A 19,100-nucleotide genomic window follows, 5' to 3' on the forward strand; every position below is an offset into this window, starting at 1 on the left:
ACTTTGACCAATGAAGTTCTAATTCTCTTATTTATTTCATCCATCACAAATAGTGAACAAAAAATGATGAAAACTAGCAGGGGATTAGTCTGTCCATTTGTCGATACTTTCTTTCGAAACGATCATGTAAAAAAATCGTTTATTTATGTACGATTTTTTACATGCAAGGGCGACGTTTATCCTCTCTAGTGAAACTAGGGAGGTTTTTTTATGACTATTTTATTCGCACGCAATATTGAAAAGAGCTTTGGTGATCGCACACTATTTACGTTACCGTCACTGGAAATTCAAGCACAGGATCGCATAGGAATTGTCGGAGTCAACGGAGCTGGTAAATCTACGTTATTACAAATATTAAGTAAAGAAATAGAAGCTGACAAAGGCATAGTAACTCATCATAGTTCTATCAGCATCATTCCTCAACTTAGCGAGGAACTACCGGAAACCACTTCTGCTCTCGCAAAAGGAAAATGGAGTATTTCAAACGTTACAGATGCAATGAGCGGTGGTGAACGAATGCGGCTAAAGATTGCTCATGCTCTCGAACAAGATGCAGGAATTTTATTTGCTGATGAACCAACAAGCCACTTAGATATGGTTGGTACAGAGCAATTAGAAAAGGCACTTTTATCTTATAAAGGGTCACTTGTTTTAATATCGCATGATCGTGAATTTCTAGATAATATATGTACAAAAATTATTGAAATTGAAGACGGGACGATTCAAGAGTATAAAGGAAACTATTCCAACTATCGAAGGCAAAAAGAACGTGAACGAACACAAAAACAAGCAGAATATGATCAATATATACAAGAAAAAAATCGTTTAGAGCAATCAATTTCACAAAAAAAGCAACGTGCTTCTAATATGACAAAAATCCCAACTCGCTTCAGTTCATCTGAATCTAAACTTTATAAGTTAAGCGGGGCTCATGGCCAAGAACAGGTTAGCAAAGCAGCGAACGCACTAGAAACACGTCTCGAAAAACTAGAAAAGAAAGAAAAGTCAAAGGATCTTTCTCAGACTCAGTTTGACGTGCAATACCATACACCCATTCATAGTAAAGTGGCAGTACAGTTCAATAAAGCAACAAAGAAAATAGGCGACCGCACACTATTTAAAAATATGAATGGAACTATTGCCCCTGGTGCAAAACTTGCTATTTTAGGTGCAAACGGAAGCGGCAAAACAACTTTGTTCAACATGCTTCTCGCAAACGAGCGTGGCATTCAGCTTTCGAAAAGTTGTAAAATTGGATACTTTGAACAAACACTATCAATTTTAAAAACAGATAAAACCATTTTAGAGAACGTTCTAGAAGAAACCAACTATACAGAAGCATTCGTTAGAACAATACTTGCACGGCTTTTATTCCGCCGTGAAGATGTTCATAAACCTGTACATGTCTTAAGTGGCGGCGAACGAATGAAGGTCGCACTCGCAAAAGTATTTTTAGGAAACTATAATATGCTTCTGCTCGATGAACCGACAAACTATTTAGACTTAGCGACGCAAGAAGAATTAGAAATCATGTTACAAGAATATCCTGGCACAATACTTTTCATTAGCCATGACCGTGCCTTTATTCGCTCTGTTGCAGACCATATTCTACAAGTAGATGAGAGTAAACCAAGAATATTCCACGGTAATTACGAGCAATACACAAAAAGAACCACCGGGGATTCTGTAAACGTAACTGAACAAGAATTATTACGATTACAAACAAAATTAACAGAAATTATCGGCCGAATTTCCATGCCAAATCATCACGATGATATCCCATCTCTCGAACAAGAATACGAAACATTATTAGTTCAAATCCAGAAATGTAAAGAAGCGCTCTAATGTCTTCCCTATATCTCGACAAGGCCTTCCGCATTTCCCAAGAAATATTGGAACTTCGACATAGAATAGCATTAATAAAAGTGAAAAAGCCGTGCATCAGCACGGCTTTTCACTTTAAATACGGACAGCAGTTCCGCTCACTGCAACCATTAGCATTCCTTCGCGAACTACTTCGTAATCCACGTCGATACCAACAATTGCATTCGCATTTTTTTGTCTTGCGAAAGTTTTCATCTCTTCCATTGCGATGTCGCGTGCTTCTTTTAATTTACTTTCATAAGCACCCGCACGACCGCCGACAACGTCACGGACAGAGGCGAAAAGGTCACGAACGATATTCGCGCCCATAATCGCCTCTCCATTGACGATATCGATATACTCAATAATTTCTTTTCCTTGAATTGTAGACGTTGTTGTTACAATCATGCTTCATAGCCTCCCATATGAGATTTCCATCTACTTATATGATGTGCTAATTCAGTAGAAATTATATTTATGAACTGAACTGTGCTTCGTATAACCTGCTGTATCCTCCGCCTTGCTCAATTAATTCATCATGTGAACCTTGTTCTGCAATACCATCTTTATTTACAACGACGATACGATCTGCATTTTTAATCGTTGCAAGTCTGTGAGCGATAACTAATGTTGTACGGCCGACAGATAGTTCAGCAAGTGATTTTTGAATCGCAAGTTCCGTCTCTGTATCTAATGCGGAAGTCGCTTCATCTAATATTAAAATTGGCGGGTTTTTCAAGAACATACGAGCAATCGCTAGACGTTGCTTCTGTCCACCAGAAAGTTTCACACCACGCTCACCGATAACGGTATCTAAACCGTCTGGTTGTGAGTAAATTAAGTCTTCTAACTGCGCACGTTTTACTGCCTGCCAAATTTCAGCTTCTGACGCCTTTAAGTTTCCGTAAGCGATATTTTCACGAATTGTTCCTGAGAATAAGAACACATCTTGCTGCACAATTCCAATTTGCTTACGAAGTGAAGATAACGTCATATCTTTCGTATCAATACCATCAATTTGAATCGATCCAGACGATTGTTCATAAAAACGTGGTAATAGACTACATAACGTCGTTTTTCCAGCTCCTGATGGTCCTACGAACGCAACTGTTTCACCTGCATGTATTTTCAAACTAATATCATTTAAAATCGGTTCTTTGTTTTCATATCCGAATGTAACGTTGCTATATTGAATATCACCATGTACATGTTTAACTTCCATCGCATCTTTAGAGTCTACAATATCTGGCTCTGTTTCAAGAAGCTCTACATACCTCTTAAAACCAGCGATTCCTTTCGGATAGCTTTCGATTACCGCATTAATTTTTTCAATTGGGCGGAAGAAAATATTCGTTAATAGAACGAATCCGATAAATCCACCGTACGTTAATTCACCTTGCAGAACAAACCATGTACCGCATATTAAGACGAAGAGTGTTACGAGACGCATGAGCATATAACTAATCGATGAATTTAATGCCATAATTTTATACGCCATTAATTTCGTTGTACGGAAACGAGCGTTGTTAACAGCAAATTGCTCTTTCTCAAACTTTTCATTTCCGAATGCTTGTACAACACGGATACCGCCAACGTTGTTCTCAATACATGCATTGAAATCAGCAACGTCTGAGAATAGACGTCTAAACGTACCTGTCATTTTTTTATTGAAGTAAAGTGCCAACCATAATAGGAATGGAATGACGAAGAACGTTAATAGCGCTAACTTCCAGTTGATCATCATCATAAATGAGAATGCCCCAACTAAAGTCATAACAGCGATAAATAAATCTTCTGGCCCATGGTGAGCAATTTCCCCAATTTCCATTAAGTCGTTTGTAAGACGTGAAATTAAATGACCTGTTTTATTATTGTCAAAAAATCTGAATGATAGCTTTTGAATGTGATCAAATAATTTCTGCCTCATATCTGTTTCAATGTTAACACCAAGCATATGTCCCCAATATGTAACGACATATTGTAAGCCTGCATTTAATATATACACTGCAAGTAAACCGAAACAAGCCCATAAAATAAGCGTCCAGTTTTGTCCGGGCAATAACTTATCAATAAATTGATTTACGATAAGCGGGAAGCCAAGTTCTAGTAACCCTGCGACAACTGCGCAAGAAAAGTCGAGTATAAATAAACCTTTATACGGTTTATAGTAAGAAAAAAATTTACGTAGCATATCTTACCTCCATTTTCCAAAATTAAAAAGACTCCCTAAATGATAACCATTATCAAATAATTATTCAAGTTATCCGTCTATGAAACTAAAAAAGTGGATAAATTTAAAAAGCCTAACTCCTCATTTATATCCATGAGAAATTAGGCTTCATTTCTATATGTTACGGATCGCATTCAACCCAAAGTGCTCTACTGATAAGTTTCGTTCCTTTTATTTTTTCACAAATACATCCTTTAAATAGTTCAAAACTTATCATACTCCTGATAAATCTTTCGCTTCTCTGTTCTTATCCGGTAACTTCCAACTGTGCAATAAACGGTTTAACTTGTAGATCTAAAGTTACATATTAACCCACCCTAAAATCCCCTCACTACACTTGGATTTGAAAATAACGACGAACAGTTTCTTTAATCTCATGTTTTTCTAGCTTTTCTTTTGTTTTTTCTTTTCCATCAACAATAATCAGTGTGTCTCCTAACAAGGTGATGCGCCCATTTTCTGTAACTCGTGAAAGGAAATACACCTTATTGAACATTGATTCTGGAGCTGTTTCAGTTAAGACACAAATTGGATGAATGTTTTCCAAGTTCCATTTATGAGACGGCTGTTCAAATCGATATAGCATCTCCCAATCATCATCCGTCTTTTTTTGCAAATAATAAAATGATGTTGTCTCGTCTTTATTTACTCGGTAAAGACCATCACTATCCACAACTTCCTCTCCATTCAACGGAACAGGAATTCTCGGTGAATTACCGCCCATGCCTACATCCACCAAATACTCTTTATTATCAATTGGTGCGATTATGAATAAATGAGCATTTTCAAGAGCCCAAATTCCTTCTCTTACATATACAGTTCCTGCCATAAGATAGGGATCAAATCCTAATTCTTTTAGCAGAAAATAAAATATTCCGTTTAACTCGTAGCACACGCCACCCTTCTTCGCATGAACAATTTTTTGATATAAATCTTCTTCACGCAAAGATAGAGGTTTTCTTGCAAGAATATCAAGATTCTCAAAGTGAACGTTGAGTACATGTTGCTTTTGAAGATGAGATAAGTAAGAGAAACTTACCTCTCTTTTTTCAGATTGAATATGCTCTAAATATTTTTGAATATCCAAAAATCATCCACCTCATTTTTTATCTATATATAAATTCTTATAGTATTTCTTTTCACACTCCTATTATAAAATTGATTATTGATAAACAAAAATATAAAATAACTATCATATTAATAACTTCGAGTATATAAGAGAAGGTGAACATAATTTATGGAATTGCTGCAGCTCAAGTATTTTAAGACAGTCGCTCGGACGGAACATATAACAAAAGCGGCACAAGAACTTCATATCTCCCAACCAGCTTTAAGCGTTACTATCTCTCGATTAGAAGAAGAGTTAGGGGTTCCCTTATTTGATCGAATCGGACGAAAAATCCGTCTAAACACTTTCGGAAAGGCTTTTCTCAAGCAAGTGGATACAGCCCTTGAGGCACTCGAAGTAGGCAAACGACAAGTTACAGATATGGCTGGATTAGAACAAGGAAGTGTTGTAGTAGCTACTACAACTTTAAATCGGGTCTCTGAATTGCTAGCACCTTTCCTAGCCCTATATCCACACATTAACTTCCGCATAACACAAGCATCTACAGAAGAATTAAAAATTCAGCTTCTTGAAAAAGGCGAAATCGACTTTTGTCTCACACCTTCACCTATTGATCGACTAGGAGTCTATAGTCTTCCATTAATGACCGAAGAGATCGTACTAGCTGTACCAAGTACACATCGACTCAAAGATCGCGATCGTATCAAGCTAAGTGAAGTAGCAAATGATCCTTTTATCTCCCTAAAACCAGGGTATAGCTTCCGTGAGATTACAGACAATTTCTGCAGACAAGCTGGGTTTACGCCTAACATTGTATGTGAAGGAGATGAACCTGCAGCAATAAGCGGCTTAGTACGCACTGGACTTGGCGTTGCTTTTTTACCAATCGCAGCAAAAAAGGAATTACCCCCGCTAACGCTTCTCCATATTGAAGAGCCCGTTTGCCAATGGACGCCTCATTTAGTATGGAATGAAAAACACTACTTATCACTTGCTGCACAAACGTTTCGTGAGTTTGTTGTGCAACATTACACTCAAGTAAAACCGTAAATCAAAAAAGAAGAGGCTATATAACTACAATGTTATATAACCTCTTCTTTCATTTTATTATTACATCGCTTCCGAATCCCACTCATGCTCCTGCTGAACAAATACAATACCTAATTCATGATGTCCCCCAGCGTATAATGCCGTTTGAGCAAGGCGAAGCTCTCCATTTGTATCTAATACTTCTAACTTACAAAATGCTCCCGTCGTCTTCGTTTGAAGTGCATCATAAAATTCCTCAGCGCTTCCTGGAATGACTCCATTTACTTTCGTAATTACTTCTCCAGGCAGTAAATTCAGCTCTGCCCCAATTGTATTCGGGATTGTATCTAATACAACAAGCCCATCATTACGTGCAGCGAAGTACGCCGGTCTTGTCTCATCCGCAATTTTTTCTTGCATGGAAATTGTGAAACGCCCAAGCATTGCGACTCCCATTGCGATAATGGCAAGTACGTGCCACCAATAACTTGCGATTCCTAAAACAAGTACAATTCCTGCTAATCCGTAGACACGTCTTCCTGTGAATAATAAAGCTTCTGTTGGCTCATAACTTCTAATCTTTCTCATAAATCCAATTAAAAATGGAACGAGGAATAGAGAATAGGTATGTGAACCGATTGAAACGACAGGCCACCATGAAATAAACTGTGTTACTGCATCACCTGGTACAAGAATAAAAATAGGAACGATCCATAAACGCTTTGATTCGTGTAAACCAATCTTTAGCCCACGCTTACCCTTACGAATCTTCGGCGTAGAATATCCTACTGCATTTTTAGAAATCAACAAGCCCTCTACAACGAGCATGACACCTAGTAAAATAGCAAGAGATACAATCGTACTCTCTTCCCCTTCTCCAAGCTGTAAGAAGGAAACTGGTAGCTTAGAAGATAATAGAACGCATACAATTGCGATACTAAATGTATAAGCTGCTGATAAATATCGATACATAGCAGTTAATCCAAATAATAACGTCCAAAGTAAGATGACCCATAAGCTCGTTTTGGAAACAACAAGGCCAAGTCCAATTGTAATAATAGATACGATTAATCCGTATCCAACTCCCGCAAATAGAGATGTTCGCAGTTCAAACCAAATATCATAAACTTTAAAGGAAAAATCCTTTCGTTCTCGTAACATACGTAAGTATCCAACGAAGATACTACTTATTAAAAATACATAGACAGCAGGGTGTAAGAAAAAACGTCCAACTGCCCGCATTATTTCAAAAATCCATGCCTCCACGAACCCAATCACCACCATTTATATCATTCTTTCTTTTTATATTATCATAACTGGACAAACGTTTGTTTAACACAAAAAAATACAGGCAGCAAACTGCCTGTATTTCTTTTTATTTCACTATTAACTTTAATGCTGACTGTAATTGTAGATCGTTTTCTCCAGAACGGATTTTTTCAATAATTTTAGTTTGAATCGCCTCAGCTGTCTTTTTATCCAGCTGTCCTGTCGCTTCCATCTCATTCGCATTTTGGAATGCTTTCAGCGCTGATTCTGTCTCTTTACTAAAGTATCCATCTTCACGTCCTGGTACATATCCTAAACTCTTAAGCATTTCTTGCGCGTGTTTTACTTGCACATCATTTGAATTGTATGAAAGTGTCTTTTCAATTTGAATTGGTGTCGCATGATAATAATCTGGTTGCTTCACTTCTACTGTTGGCGCGATTCCTTTTTTATGAATCCAGTTTCCATCCGGTGTTAACCATTTAAACATCGTTAATTTAATGTTGCTGCCATCTTTAAATGGAACGGCTTGCTGAACAGTACCTTTACCAAACGTTTTTTCACCAATTAAATCGTATCCTTCTCCCTCTTTTAGCGCACCCGCTAAAATCTCAGAAGCAGAAGCACTTCCGTTATCAATTAATACTGAAATTGGATATGGCTTTTTCTCTTTCAGTTCCGTAGAGAATTTCTTTTTCTCACCATTTCGTTGCTCTACTTGTAGCATCGGCTTTTTATCCGTCATAATTTCCCCTAGTATCTCTTCTACACTATTTAAGTAGCCACCAGGATTACCACGCACATCAATAACTAAGCCTTTTATATTTTTCTTCTCTAACTCTTTTAACTGATCCTTAAATTCTTTCGCCGTATTTTCAGCAAAAGAAGTGATTTGCATATAACCGATATCTTTTCCACTCTCTTGTTTCACAGAACTAAACACTGTGAAGATTGGAATTTTTTCACGCTTAATTTTAAATACAATCGGATCAGCTACTCCTGCACGCTTAATTTCAATCGCGACAGTCGTTCCTTTTTTACCACGAATCTTTAATACTGCTTCTTCACGTGATAAATCTTTCACACTATTTCCATCTACAGATAAAATTTGGTCATTCGGTTTAATTCCAATCTTTTCTGCCGGTGAGCCTTTAATTGGAGATACGATAATAAGCTTACCGTCCGTTTTGTTCACCTCAGCCCCGATCCCCTCTAACTCAGGATCAAGCGATTCACTAAACTGTTTAGCCGTTTCTTTATCCATATACGTGGAATAAGGGTCCTTCAGCGTAGACAACATGCCTTGTATTGCACCTTCGACTAACTTGTCATCCTTCACGTCTTCCACATAACGTGAATCAATTAGTGCATACGCCTCATTAATTTTTGCCAAATTCCCTTGTGAGGTGCTAGCGTTTCCACTCGAAATTGTTTGCGTTACTTCTGCTGGGTTAACCCCAAATAAAGACATACCTGCAAACATTCCGCCAGCACCAATTAAAAATGCAACAACCATTCCAATAATTGCAACTCTACGTTTCAATGCGGAATTCCCCTTTCCAAAACACACAGGTGGTGTAGCAAAAGGCATCACACAGTGTGTGATGCCTTTACCTATTTCTACTATATGATAAGCTTGTACGAATTATGTTTGCAACTTTTTATACTTTTAAGAAGCGACGAATTGACATTACACTTCCCCACATACCGATTAAAGCCCCGATTAACACTAGTAAACCAGCTAATTGGAATACGAAAGGACTGTATGGTAGAAGTTCGAAAATTGTTCCGCCAAGTTTTTCGTTAAACACACTTTGTAGTGAATTATACGTAACTAGAATTAAGCCAATTGGAATAATTGATCCTAATACTCCTAGGAATAATCCCTCTAATAAGAACGGCCAACGAATAAACCAGTTTGTTGCACCTACCAGTTTCATAATTTCGATTTCTGTACTACGAGCATAAATTGTAATTTTAATTGTATTAGAGATTAAGAACATCGCTGTGAATAAAAGACCTGCAATTAACGCAATCCCGATATTACGTCCTGTTTTTACAGTATCAAATAATTTTTCAACTTGGCCTTTACCGTATTGAACATTACTTACAAACTGCATTTTCTCAATCTTTTTCGCGATTGTCGCTGTATCTGTTGGTTCTTTTGCTTTTACAATAAATACGTTTTTAAGTGGGTTATCTTGTTCAAATAACTCAAACGTTTTTCCGCTATCACCTAAGCTTTTAATTAAGCGTTTTAGCTCTTCTTCTTTAGAAGAATATTTAATAGATTCTACTTTCGCAATCTTACTCATATCATCTTCTAATTTCTTTTGATCAGCTTCTTTTGCTGCTGGATCAATGTGTACACGAATTTCTACATCTTGCTCTACTTTCGTCGCAAAATGGTTCATATTCATAATCGCTGTTAAAAAGACACCTACAAGTAATAATGTAACTGTTACTGCACTAACAGAAGCAAACGTCATCCATCCATTACGTGATAGATTCTTTACACCTTCTCGCAAATGTCGACTAAGGGTCTTAGCCTTCATATCCGTATCCTCCCTCAATCTCATCTCGAACAATTTTTCCGCCTTCAATCGCGATTACACGATGACGAATTGTATTTACGATATCTGAGTTATGTGTCGCCATAACAATCGTTGTACCACGCTCGTTAATACGCGTAAAAATCTTCATAATATCAAGAGCTGTTTCAATATCTAAGTTACCTGTTGGCTCATCGGCAATTACAACCTTTGGTCTATTAACAATTGCTCTCGCAATCGCAACACGTTGCTGCTCTCCGCCCGAAAGTTCACTTGGTAGTGCGTCTGCACGATCCTCAAGACCTACAAGACCTAAAACTTCTGTTACACGCTCACGAATGGCTTCTTTTTCTTCTTCAATTACTTCTAAGGCAAACGCAACATTCTCATATACCGTTAACTTAGGTAGTAATTTAAAATCTTGGAAAATTACGCCTAATTGACGACGGAAATATGGAACATCTCTTTCTGCTAATGTTTCAATAACAAGTCCATTTACATTAATTGATCCTGTAGATGGCTTCTCTTCACGATACATCATTTTAATAAATGTAGATTTCCCGGCTCCACTCGGTCCAACTACGTATACAAACTCACCTTGTTTAATGTTAACTGTGAGACCAGCAATGGCTTTCATACCATTCGGGTACTCCTTATAAACATTCGTCATTTTTATCATTATTTATCACCCAATACTTAATGATTTTTTTCGAAATACTTTTCTGTACATCTGAAAATAAAAGATAACCTTTTATTCTCGCTTAACCACTCTTGTTGAAGGTAGTCTACTTACAATCTTTTTATAAGCAATACTACTATGTAATATATTTCAGCAAAATTCTACAAACCTCATTGTAACATCAAACGGTTTCCAGTTCGGATACATTTTTGTTACAGTTATGTTACACCCCGAAAAAAGGAAACGAGTCGTCATAGTTCTTACCCAAAATCATTTTGGGATAAGATTATATAACCAACCCGTCCAGTTTACCTTTTTTATTTATGTTCAGCTAACCACTCAGCTACTTTTTTCGCATCCTCACCTTGAATGATTCCTGGTGACATGGAACCGCGACCTTTTTCAATAATCTTTTCAATCTCTGCTGCATCATATTTCTGTCCCACTTTTCGTAAATCCGGTCCAGTTGCTCCCGATAAATCTTTCGCGTGACAGCCTATACAACTTTTTTGGTAAATTTGCTCTGCGCTATCTGTGCTTGCAGATTGTTTCGAAGGCTTACTCTCTTCTTTATTTCCACATGCTCCTAAAGCAAAAACGACTGATGTTCCTAACGCAATAGCCAACAATTTCTTTTTCACTTCTATCGCTCCCCATTGTTGATATTCTTTTCATTCCTAACACACTCATTTTCATTATAAGCACTATCTTTATATAGAAAAACTAAGGTATATTTCATATTTTTCAAAAATACAGTAAAAACCCTGATAATATAAAGCTTTCATAAGTTGTTTCAATTCTGTGAACAACATAAAAACTTCTATAAAGAATTCTTGTTGAACAGAAAATCACAAAAGTTCTGTTCAAGTCTTACTCTATTACCGCTCTGTTTTACTATTCTCTACTTTTTACAATACAATATACAACATTGTATGCTACATATAATCTCATCAAAAAGAGAAGTTGTCGTTTCCAACTTCTCTTCCTCTTTACTTCATCTATAGAAATAAAATCAAATTCTTTATATCCTCGATTATCCTCAGCATACGCCGACAACTTTGTTGGCTTTTTTTCGCTTATTAGATGCGAGAACGTAAGTAAGCATCAATAAATGGATCAATTTCTCCATCCATAACTGCTTGTACGTTACCAACCTCTGTATTTGTACGGTGGTCTTTCACAAGAGAATACGGGTGGAATACGTAAGAACGAATTTGGCTACCCCATCCGATTTCTTTTTGTTCACCGCGAATTTCATCTAACTCCGCTTGTTGCTCTTCTAATTTCTTTTGATATAATTTCGCTTTTAACATTTTCATCGCGTGCTCACGGTTTTTAATTTGCGAACGCTCTGACTGACATGTTACAACTGTGTTTGTTGGTGTATGTGTAATACGAACTGCTGAGTCTGTCGTATTAATATGCTGTCCACCTGCACCACTTGCACGGTACGTATCAACTTTTAAGTCTTCTGAACGTATTTCGATTTCAACTTCATCATTGAACTCAGGTACAACTTCACAAGATACGAACGATGTATGACGACGGCCTGAAGAATCGAATGGCGAAATACGTACAAGACGATGTACACCTTTCTCTGCCTTTAAATAACCGTAAGCGTTATGACCTTTAATTAATAAAGTAACACTCTTAATACCAGCTTCATCACCTGGTAAGTAGTCAACCGTTTCTACTTTAAACCCACGTTTTTCAGCCCAACGTGTGTACATACGTAATAACATAGAACCCCAGTCTTGTGACTCTGTTCCACCAGCACCTGGGTGTAATTCTAAAATAGCGTTATTTTTATCATAAGGATCGCTTAGTAATAACTGAAGCTCATACTCATTCATTTCTTGAATTAAGCCTTTCACTTCAGATTCAAGTTCCTCATGTAAATCTTCATCATACTCTTCTTTTAAAAGCTCATGCGTGATTTCTAAATTTTCGAAGGTCTCATCTAACTGACGGAACTTTCCAACCATCTCTTTCAGTGCATTAGCTTCGTTAATTACAGCTTGTGCACCTTGTTGGTCATCCCAAAATCCTGCACCCATCATTGTCTCTTCTAACTCTGCAATTTGTTTCTCCTTAGTAGGAAGGTCAAAGAGACCCCCTAAAAGCCGCTAATCTCTTAGCCATTTTCTCTAATTCTTGTCTAATTTCTACTAATTCCATTTCCTTCACCTCTATGTAATTGCTGTTACTTTCTTATGAGAACAAGGGAAACTCTCTCCACTTATGACGGAGAGAGTTTAAACTTTCTTAATTATATATTTTTGATGTAAAATTTTGCAAAGCAATCTGGGCTATCGCCCTGTATTACTTCCCGATACCACAGCAGTTTTTATATTTTTTACCGCTACCACATTTACATAAATCGTTGCGGCCTACTTGGTCACCTTTTACAACTGGTTTTTTCTTCGCCTCTTCGCCATCACTAGATGGATGAACAGCTTCACCTTGAACAACTTCTTGACGCTCTAAGTTTTGTTCAATTTCAGCTTTCATAATGTAACGAGAGATTTCCTCTTCAATAGAAGCAATCATTGACTCGAACATTGCGAATCCTTCCATTTGATACTCACGAAGTGGATCAATTTGACCGTAAGCACGTAAATGAATACCTTCACGAAGGTGATCCATCGCATCAATATGCTCTGTCCATTTCGTATCTACTACACGGAATACAACAACTTTTTCAAACTCACGCATTTGCTCTTCTGGCAGAAGCTTTTCTTTGTCGTTGTAACGCTCTATTAATTTCGTGATAATTGGCTCGCTCATTTCCTCTGGAGCAAGACGACGTAACTCTTCTTCTTTTATATCACCTTCTTGCAGAAGGTTTGTATTTAAGTAGTCAACAAGACCTTTAATGTTCCAATCTTCTTCAATTTCCTCTTGTGTATGAAGCGCAACAGCACGTTCTACTGTAGATTTCATCATACCTTCAATAATACTGCGTAAGTTCTCAGAATCCATTACTTCTTGACGCTGTTTGTAAATAACTTCACGTTGCTGACGAAGTACATCATCGTACTGCAGTAACTGCTTACGTGCATCATAGTTATTTCCTTCTACGCGTTTTTGTGCAGATTCTACCGCACGAGAAACCATTTTACTTTCAATCGGCTGTGAATCATCCATACCAAGACGATCCATCATCGCTTTCATATTGTCAGAACCGAAGCGGCGCATTAGTTCATCTTCCATAGACAAGTAGAACTGCGTTACACCAGGGTCCCCTTGACGACCAGCACGACCACGTAACTGATTATCAATACGACGGCTTTCGTGACGCTCTGTACCGATAACTGCTAGACCAACGTTTTTAATATCGTCTCCAAGCTTAATATCCGTACCACGACCAGCCATATTCGTCGCAATCGTTACAGCACCTTTCATACCAGCTTCTGCAATGATATCTGCTTCTCGTGCATGGTTTTTCGCATTTAAAATGTTATGGCGTACACCTTTACGTGTTAACATTTTTGAAATAAGCTCTGACGTTTCAATTGCAACTGTTCCGACAAGAATAGGTTGCCCTTGTTTATGACGATTTACAATATCCTCAACAACTGCATTGAATTTGCCTTCCATTGATTTGAAGATTAAATCAGCACGGTCATCACGAATAATATCTTTGTTCGTTGGAATTACGATAACATTCATATTGTAAATACTACGGAATTCTTCTTCTTCCGTTTTCGCTGTACCAGTCATACCAGATAACTTTTCATACATACGGAAATAGTTCTGGAACGTAATTGTTGCGAGTGTCATACTTTCATTTTGAATTTCTACGCCTTCTTTTGCTTCAATAGCTTGGTGCAAACCTTCGCTATAACGACGACCTTTCATAAGACGACCAGTGAATTGGTCTACAATTACGATTTCGCCTTCTTGTACAACATAATCTGTATCAAGGTGCATGACAACGTGTGCACGGAGCGCCTGATTAATATGGTGAAGAAGTGCGACATGTTTTAAATCGAATAAGTTTTCAATATGGAAAGCTTTCTCTGCTTTCGTAATACCATCTTCAGTTAACATTACATTTTTCGTTTTCACATCAAATGAATACTCTTTTTCATTTTCTAATGTACGAACGAATGCATTTGCAAACATGTATAGCTCTGTTGATTTTTGAGCTTGTCCCGAAATAATAAGCGGCGTACGTGCTTCATCGACTAAAATAGAATCGACTTCATCGATAATAGCAAAATGAAGTGGACGCTGAACGCACTGTTCCCTATATAAAACCATGTTGTCACGTAAGTAATCGAATCCAAGCTCATTATTTGTGCTATACGTAATATCAGCAGCATAAGCCTCTTGTTTCTCTTCGCGTGACATACTGTTTAAGTTAATTCCTACTGTTAAGCCAAGGAACTCATGAAGTTGTCCCATTTCGCTCGCATCACGTTGTGCTAAGTATTCATTGACCGTAACAACGTGAACACCTTTTCCTGTTAAAGCATTTAAATATACAGGTAATGTAGATGTTAACGTTTTACCTTCACCCGTTTTCATCTCAGAGATATTTCCTTCATGTAAGGCAATACCACCCATTAACTGCACGCCGTACGGACGCATTCCAAGAACACGAGTGGCAGCTTCGCGAACAACTGCAAAAGCTTCTGGAAGTAGATCATCTACTGTCTCACCTTTTGTTAGACGTTCTTTAAATTCAAGCGTCTTTCCTTTTAATTGCTCATCTGTTAGTGGCTTAATAGATGATTCTAATGCATCAATTTGCTCAACTGTCTTCTGCATACGTTTAATTTGGCGTTGATTTACATCAAATACCTTTTTTAAAATACCGATCATAGGAAATACGCTCCTCTTTTTTATTAAAATAAAACTTCCGATTGTTTTTTCTTTTTCTATTACAATCAGTCGTTATAAAAATCAAATGTATGTTATGCCAATTTTTCTCCTAATTAAAAAAACTAAAATGTATATACCTAATGATAATTGTAACACTTGTCTTATAACTATGACAACAATCGGCCGAATGTCTCGTTCTAAATTAAGAAAACTTTTTAAAAAAATCTATTTTCAGCAAAAAAAGCGCAGCCATTTCGGCTGCGCTTTTGAATTATTATTTAGTTTCGATTAAACCATATTTCCCATCTTTACGGCCATATACAACATTAGTTTCATTTGTATCAGCATTTGTGAAGACGAAGAAATTATGCCCTAGCATATCCATTTGTAGGATCGCTTCTTCAACGTCCATCGGTTTTAAATCAAATCGTTTTGTACGTACAAGTTCTAATTCATCCTCTTCTACCGCATCCAGAACAGCTACTGCTTCTGGAAGGATAAAGTTCGTTTTCACAGAACCTTTCTCACGTAACTTACGATTTACCTTTGTTTTATGTTTACGAATTTGTCGCTCAAGTTTATCAACTACTAAATCGATAGCAGCGTACATATCGCTATTAGTTTCTTCTGCACGAAGTAATAAATCAGTAAATGGAATTGTTACCTCGACACGTTGCTTGTCAGAGTATACTTTTAAATTAACTTTAATCTCTGGGAATGTATCAAAATAACGCTCTAACTTACTTAGTTTTTTCTCTACATATTCCTTTAATGCTGGAGTTACTTCAATATTTTCACCACGAATGTTGAATTTCATAGATGAATTCCTCCTTTCAAGCCTATGTACTATAATTTCGACATTGGCTTAAAAACTCCTTCTAACTTTTTTAAAAAAATTAGTGGAATTGCGATTTTTTTATCGTTTTTTGTTGAAATGAAAAGATGCATCGTTTCTATCTTTATTTTATCCTATTAACATCGTGAATAACGAATATAACTGTGGACAATTCGTTACAGAAAAGAAACAACTTTTTGACAACTTGATTCATAACAAAAACCTCTTGCAAAAAACAAGAGGTTCTACTATATATATAACGTTGCCACAAACGCAGCTTTCTCTACCCAAAAACAATATTCCTACAGTTTTACAACATTAGCTGCTTGTGGCCCACGTGCTCCATCTACAATGTCAAACTCAACTTGTTGCCCTTCTTCTAATGACTTATATCCATCTTGTTGAATAGCAGAAAAATGAACAAACACATCATCACCATCTTCACGCTCAATAAACCCAAATCCCTTTTCTGCATTGAACCATTTCACTCTTCCTTGCATGTTCATTCCATTCCCTTCACTCTAAAAATCAGGGCATTCGCCCCATACTTTGACTATAACGAATGACAACTTACGAAGTCAAAGAAGACTTATCGTCTTTTTATTATCCCTTTCGACAGTTACAGATCAACTTCTACAAAGCGTCAAACTAGAAACTTCCCTTGCTCCTCTACCGTATAAAAGACTTCCAATTTGTCTAACTGTAATTCCTGTCGTATATACATCATCAACGAGTAAAATATGTTGATCATGAAACATATCTTCTCCCTGAAAATAAAAAGGATTACTTCCCGAAAGCCTTTCTTTACGTGTCTTCTTACTTTGCTTTTCTGTTTCCCTTCTTCTTAATGAGGGATAAGAAATTTTGACAGGTAAACATGCTGCTAATAACTCTGCCTGATTAAAACCACGTTCATATTCCCGTTCCCTACTAAGCGGAACAGCAATAACACTTGAAATGCTCGTAAAATGCTTTTGAAATAGCTCTCGAAAGGATCGATAAAAAATATGAACTAACTCCGCATCTCCCCGAAACTTAAACTGTGCTAATATTTCTTTCATCTCATCATCGTACACGTGCAAAGAACGATTTTTAAAAGGACGATACTTCTCCTCTTTTATCCACCTTATGCAATCCACACAAATATCATTTTCTTTATATTCGGAAGTCAAGTCCTCTAAAGGTCGCCCACACTCCATGCAAATCTCTCCTATAATATAGGAGAGTTTCCGCTCACACCTATCACATATATATTTTTTGTGAGACTTTACAAAGAAGGTGTACCAACTAACTGTTTCCAACATATACTCATCGCAAAGTAGACAATGCATTAATCGATTAATCCTTGTTCTTTCGCCTTTTTGTTCATACTTTGAATATGCCTTTTCGCGCGTACCATCGCCTCTGTCTTACCACAATGAAAATAAACGACCTCGCCATAAGGTTCTTCAAAACTACGACCTGCTCGGCCGGCAATTTGTACGAGCGCACTTTCTGAAAAGATTTCTTCTTCCGCCCCTAACACCGCAACTTGTAAATTCTTCACAGTTACTCCTCTCTCTAAAATTGTCGTTGTAACTAATAACGGAATTTCTCCCTTTCTGAAAGCTGCTACTTTTTCTTTTCTCATCGGATCTTCTGCATGTACACCATCGATTCTAGGATCCAACGTTTTCAATATCAGGCTCAATTCTTTTATATATCGCACATGAGGAACAAATAAAAAAATGGGATATTTTTTGCTTACGTACATTTTTAACCATTGTAGTAACACTCGAGGAATTCTTTTATGGTGGAGACTTTTCTTCCAATTTCCGCACCAGCAAAATAAAGGAACTGGTAACGGATGACGATGGTATCGTCCAGAGACAATGATACCTTTTTGTTTACCCCTTCTGAAATTATGTTTCCACTTTTCATCGGGAGTTGCCGTTAAATAAATACGCGCCGCTTTCTCTTTCATCGCTTGTTGCACTGCATACTGTAACATTTGATCCGCATAATACGGGAAGGCATCTATCTCATCTACAACCATGACATGAAACGCTCGATAGTAACGTAACAATTGATGCGTAGTTGCAACGACTAACGCTGCATCTTTTTCCCGGTCTACACTCCCTCCGTATAAAGCAGCTACATTTATATGTGGAAACACTTCTTGTAATCTCGGTGCTAATTCTAGTACAACATCTGTTCTTGGTGTTGCGATACAAACCCTTTCTCCTTTTCGCAATGCCTCTTCCATACCGTAAAATAACATTTCTGTCTTTCCAGCCCCGCAGACAGCCCAAATAAAAAAAGAGTCTTTCTTCTTAATAGCTTCTATAACACCTTGCGCCGCCAACTCCTGACCAGTAGACAAGGTCCCGTTCCACTGTAACGGATTTAAACCTTTTTCTCCTTTTCTTTCAGCGATCCCACGAACGAGTACAGCACATTCACTTACCCTCCCCATCGTTATACACTTCCGGCAATACGTACATACTTTACTGCACCTTTTACATAAAAATGACGCAAATAGTCGCTGCTCTATATTTCCGCAGCGCTGACACATATATTTAGAAGCTTTCTTTTTTACACCTTGTACACATACGACCTCCCTCTTCTTTTTCAAATCTTGTAATGTATCCCGTAAATCTGAAGAGAGTTCCTCTAATAGTAACTGTTTCCCTGCTAACATCAGCAACCACCTCCAGCACTACTATAAACCTTTCTCATAATCTCGTAAAAACTCAAAAAAGCCG

Annotated in this window: 16 protein-coding genes; 2 read left to right on the top strand and 14 right to left on the bottom strand. The window is 37.3% G+C overall.

Annotation, left to right across the window (positions count from 1 at the left end; translation table 11 throughout):
• Positions 1-210 precede the first annotated feature (210 nt).
• On the top strand, positions 211-1,845 hold the full coding sequence (gene abc-f / locus JDS82_RS16585) for a ribosomal protection-like ABC-F family protein (RefSeq protein WP_199713605.1): 1,635 nt from the start codon (positions 211-213) through the stop codon (positions 1,843-1,845).
• 114 nt (positions 1,846-1,959) lie between these two features.
• Here abc-f and JDS82_RS16590 read toward each other — a convergent pair whose 3' ends face one another.
• From JDS82_RS16590 to JDS82_RS16600, 3 genes are all read right to left on the bottom strand, one after another.
• Positions 1,960-2,271 carry a heavy metal-binding domain-containing protein gene (locus JDS82_RS16590; protein WP_000637523.1) on the bottom strand — a complete coding sequence of 104 codons (312 nt, stop codon included), beginning with the start codon at positions 2,269-2,271 and terminating at the stop codon, positions 1,960-1,962.
• Between the two features lie 67 nt (positions 2,272-2,338).
• On the bottom strand, positions 2,339-4,054 hold the full coding sequence (locus JDS82_RS16595) for an ABC transporter ATP-binding protein (RefSeq protein ID WP_000944611.1): 1,716 nt from the start codon (positions 4,052-4,054) through the stop codon (positions 2,339-2,341).
• 370 nt (positions 4,055-4,424) lie between these two features.
• On the bottom strand, positions 4,425-5,180 hold the full coding sequence (locus JDS82_RS16600) for an arylamine N-acetyltransferase family protein (protein WP_064057313.1): 756 nt from the start codon (positions 5,178-5,180) through the stop codon (positions 4,425-4,427).
• A gap of 150 nt (positions 5,181-5,330) precedes the next feature.
• Between JDS82_RS16600 and JDS82_RS16605 the strand changes: the two genes are divergently transcribed.
• Entirely contained in the window at positions 5,331-6,212 is an 882-nt protein-coding gene (locus tag JDS82_RS16605; RefSeq protein ID WP_064470717.1) for a LysR family transcriptional regulator, read from the top strand.
• Positions 6,213-6,272: 60 nt separating this feature from the next.
• Here JDS82_RS16605 and JDS82_RS16610 read toward each other — a convergent pair whose 3' ends face one another.
• The 11 genes from JDS82_RS16610 to comFA all read right to left on the bottom strand — a co-directional run bounded on the left by JDS82_RS16610 (position 6,273) and on the right by comFA (position 19,036).
• The gene (locus JDS82_RS16610; protein WP_048566663.1) at positions 6,273-7,475 is read right to left on the bottom strand and encodes a PDZ domain-containing protein; all 1,203 of its coding nucleotides are present in this window, start codon (positions 7,473-7,475) and stop codon (positions 6,273-6,275) included.
• Positions 7,476-7,566: 91 nt separating this feature from the next.
• Entirely contained in the window at positions 7,567-9,003 is a 1,437-nt protein-coding gene (locus tag JDS82_RS16615; RefSeq protein ID WP_000830301.1) for a S41 family peptidase, read from the bottom strand.
• Between the two features lie 118 nt (positions 9,004-9,121).
• Complete coding sequence (gene ftsX / locus JDS82_RS16620; protein WP_000645020.1) at positions 9,122-10,015, bottom strand: permease-like cell division protein FtsX; 894 nt, start codon at positions 10,013-10,015, stop codon at positions 9,122-9,124.
• A complete protein-coding gene (gene ftsE / locus JDS82_RS16625; RefSeq protein ID WP_000594325.1) occupies positions 10,005-10,691 on the bottom strand; it encodes a cell division ATP-binding protein FtsE in 687 nt (228 codons plus the stop codon). The genes ftsX and ftsE overlap by 11 nt, the downstream gene beginning before the upstream one ends.
• 317 nt (positions 10,692-11,008) lie before the next feature.
• Positions 11,009-11,332 (bottom strand): cytochrome c551, encoded by a 324-nt coding sequence (cccB, locus tag JDS82_RS16630; RefSeq protein WP_000727965.1) that lies wholly within the window; start codon positions 11,330-11,332, stop codon positions 11,009-11,011.
• Positions 11,333-11,770: 438 nt separating this feature from the next.
• Positions 11,771-12,869, bottom strand: a protein-coding gene (prfB, locus tag JDS82_RS16635; protein ID WP_096001656.1) for a peptide chain release factor 2 whose coding sequence is annotated in 2 segments (ribosomal slippage) — positions 11,771-12,796 and positions 12,798-12,869 — 1,098 coding nt in all. Because the reading frame shifts where the segments join, the coding sequence is not laid out codon by codon here.
• Positions 12,870-13,013: 144 nt separating this feature from the next.
• Positions 13,014-15,521 (bottom strand): preprotein translocase subunit SecA, encoded by a 2,508-nt coding sequence (secA, locus tag JDS82_RS16640; protein ID WP_000579394.1) that lies wholly within the window; start codon positions 15,519-15,521, stop codon positions 13,014-13,016.
• 274 nt (positions 15,522-15,795) lie between these two features.
• Positions 15,796-16,338, bottom strand: coding sequence for a ribosome hibernation-promoting factor, HPF/YfiA family (hpf, locus tag JDS82_RS16645; protein ID WP_000671193.1), 543 nt, complete (start codon positions 16,336-16,338; stop codon positions 15,796-15,798).
• A gap of 320 nt (positions 16,339-16,658) precedes the next feature.
• Positions 16,659-16,856, bottom strand: coding sequence for a cold shock protein CspC (gene cspC / locus JDS82_RS16650; protein WP_001990088.1), 198 nt, complete (start codon positions 16,854-16,856; stop codon positions 16,659-16,661).
• A 126-nt stretch (positions 16,857-16,982) separates the two neighbouring features.
• Entirely contained in the window at positions 16,983-17,687 is a 705-nt protein-coding gene (locus JDS82_RS16655) for a ComF family protein (RefSeq protein ID WP_088321296.1), read from the bottom strand.
• Positions 17,687-19,036 (bottom strand): ATP-dependent helicase ComFA, encoded by a 1,350-nt coding sequence (comFA, locus tag JDS82_RS16660; RefSeq protein ID WP_199713606.1) that lies wholly within the window; start codon positions 19,034-19,036, stop codon positions 17,687-17,689. Before comFA ends, JDS82_RS16655 begins: the two co-directional genes overlap by 1 nt.
• Positions 19,037-19,100: the final 64 nt, after the last annotated feature.

Source organism: Bacillus cereus group sp. N14, from assembly GCF_016483555.1.
In the GTDB taxonomy this organism is placed as follows: domain Bacteria; phylum Bacillota; class Bacilli; order Bacillales; family Bacillaceae_G; genus Bacillus_A; species Bacillus_A wiedmannii.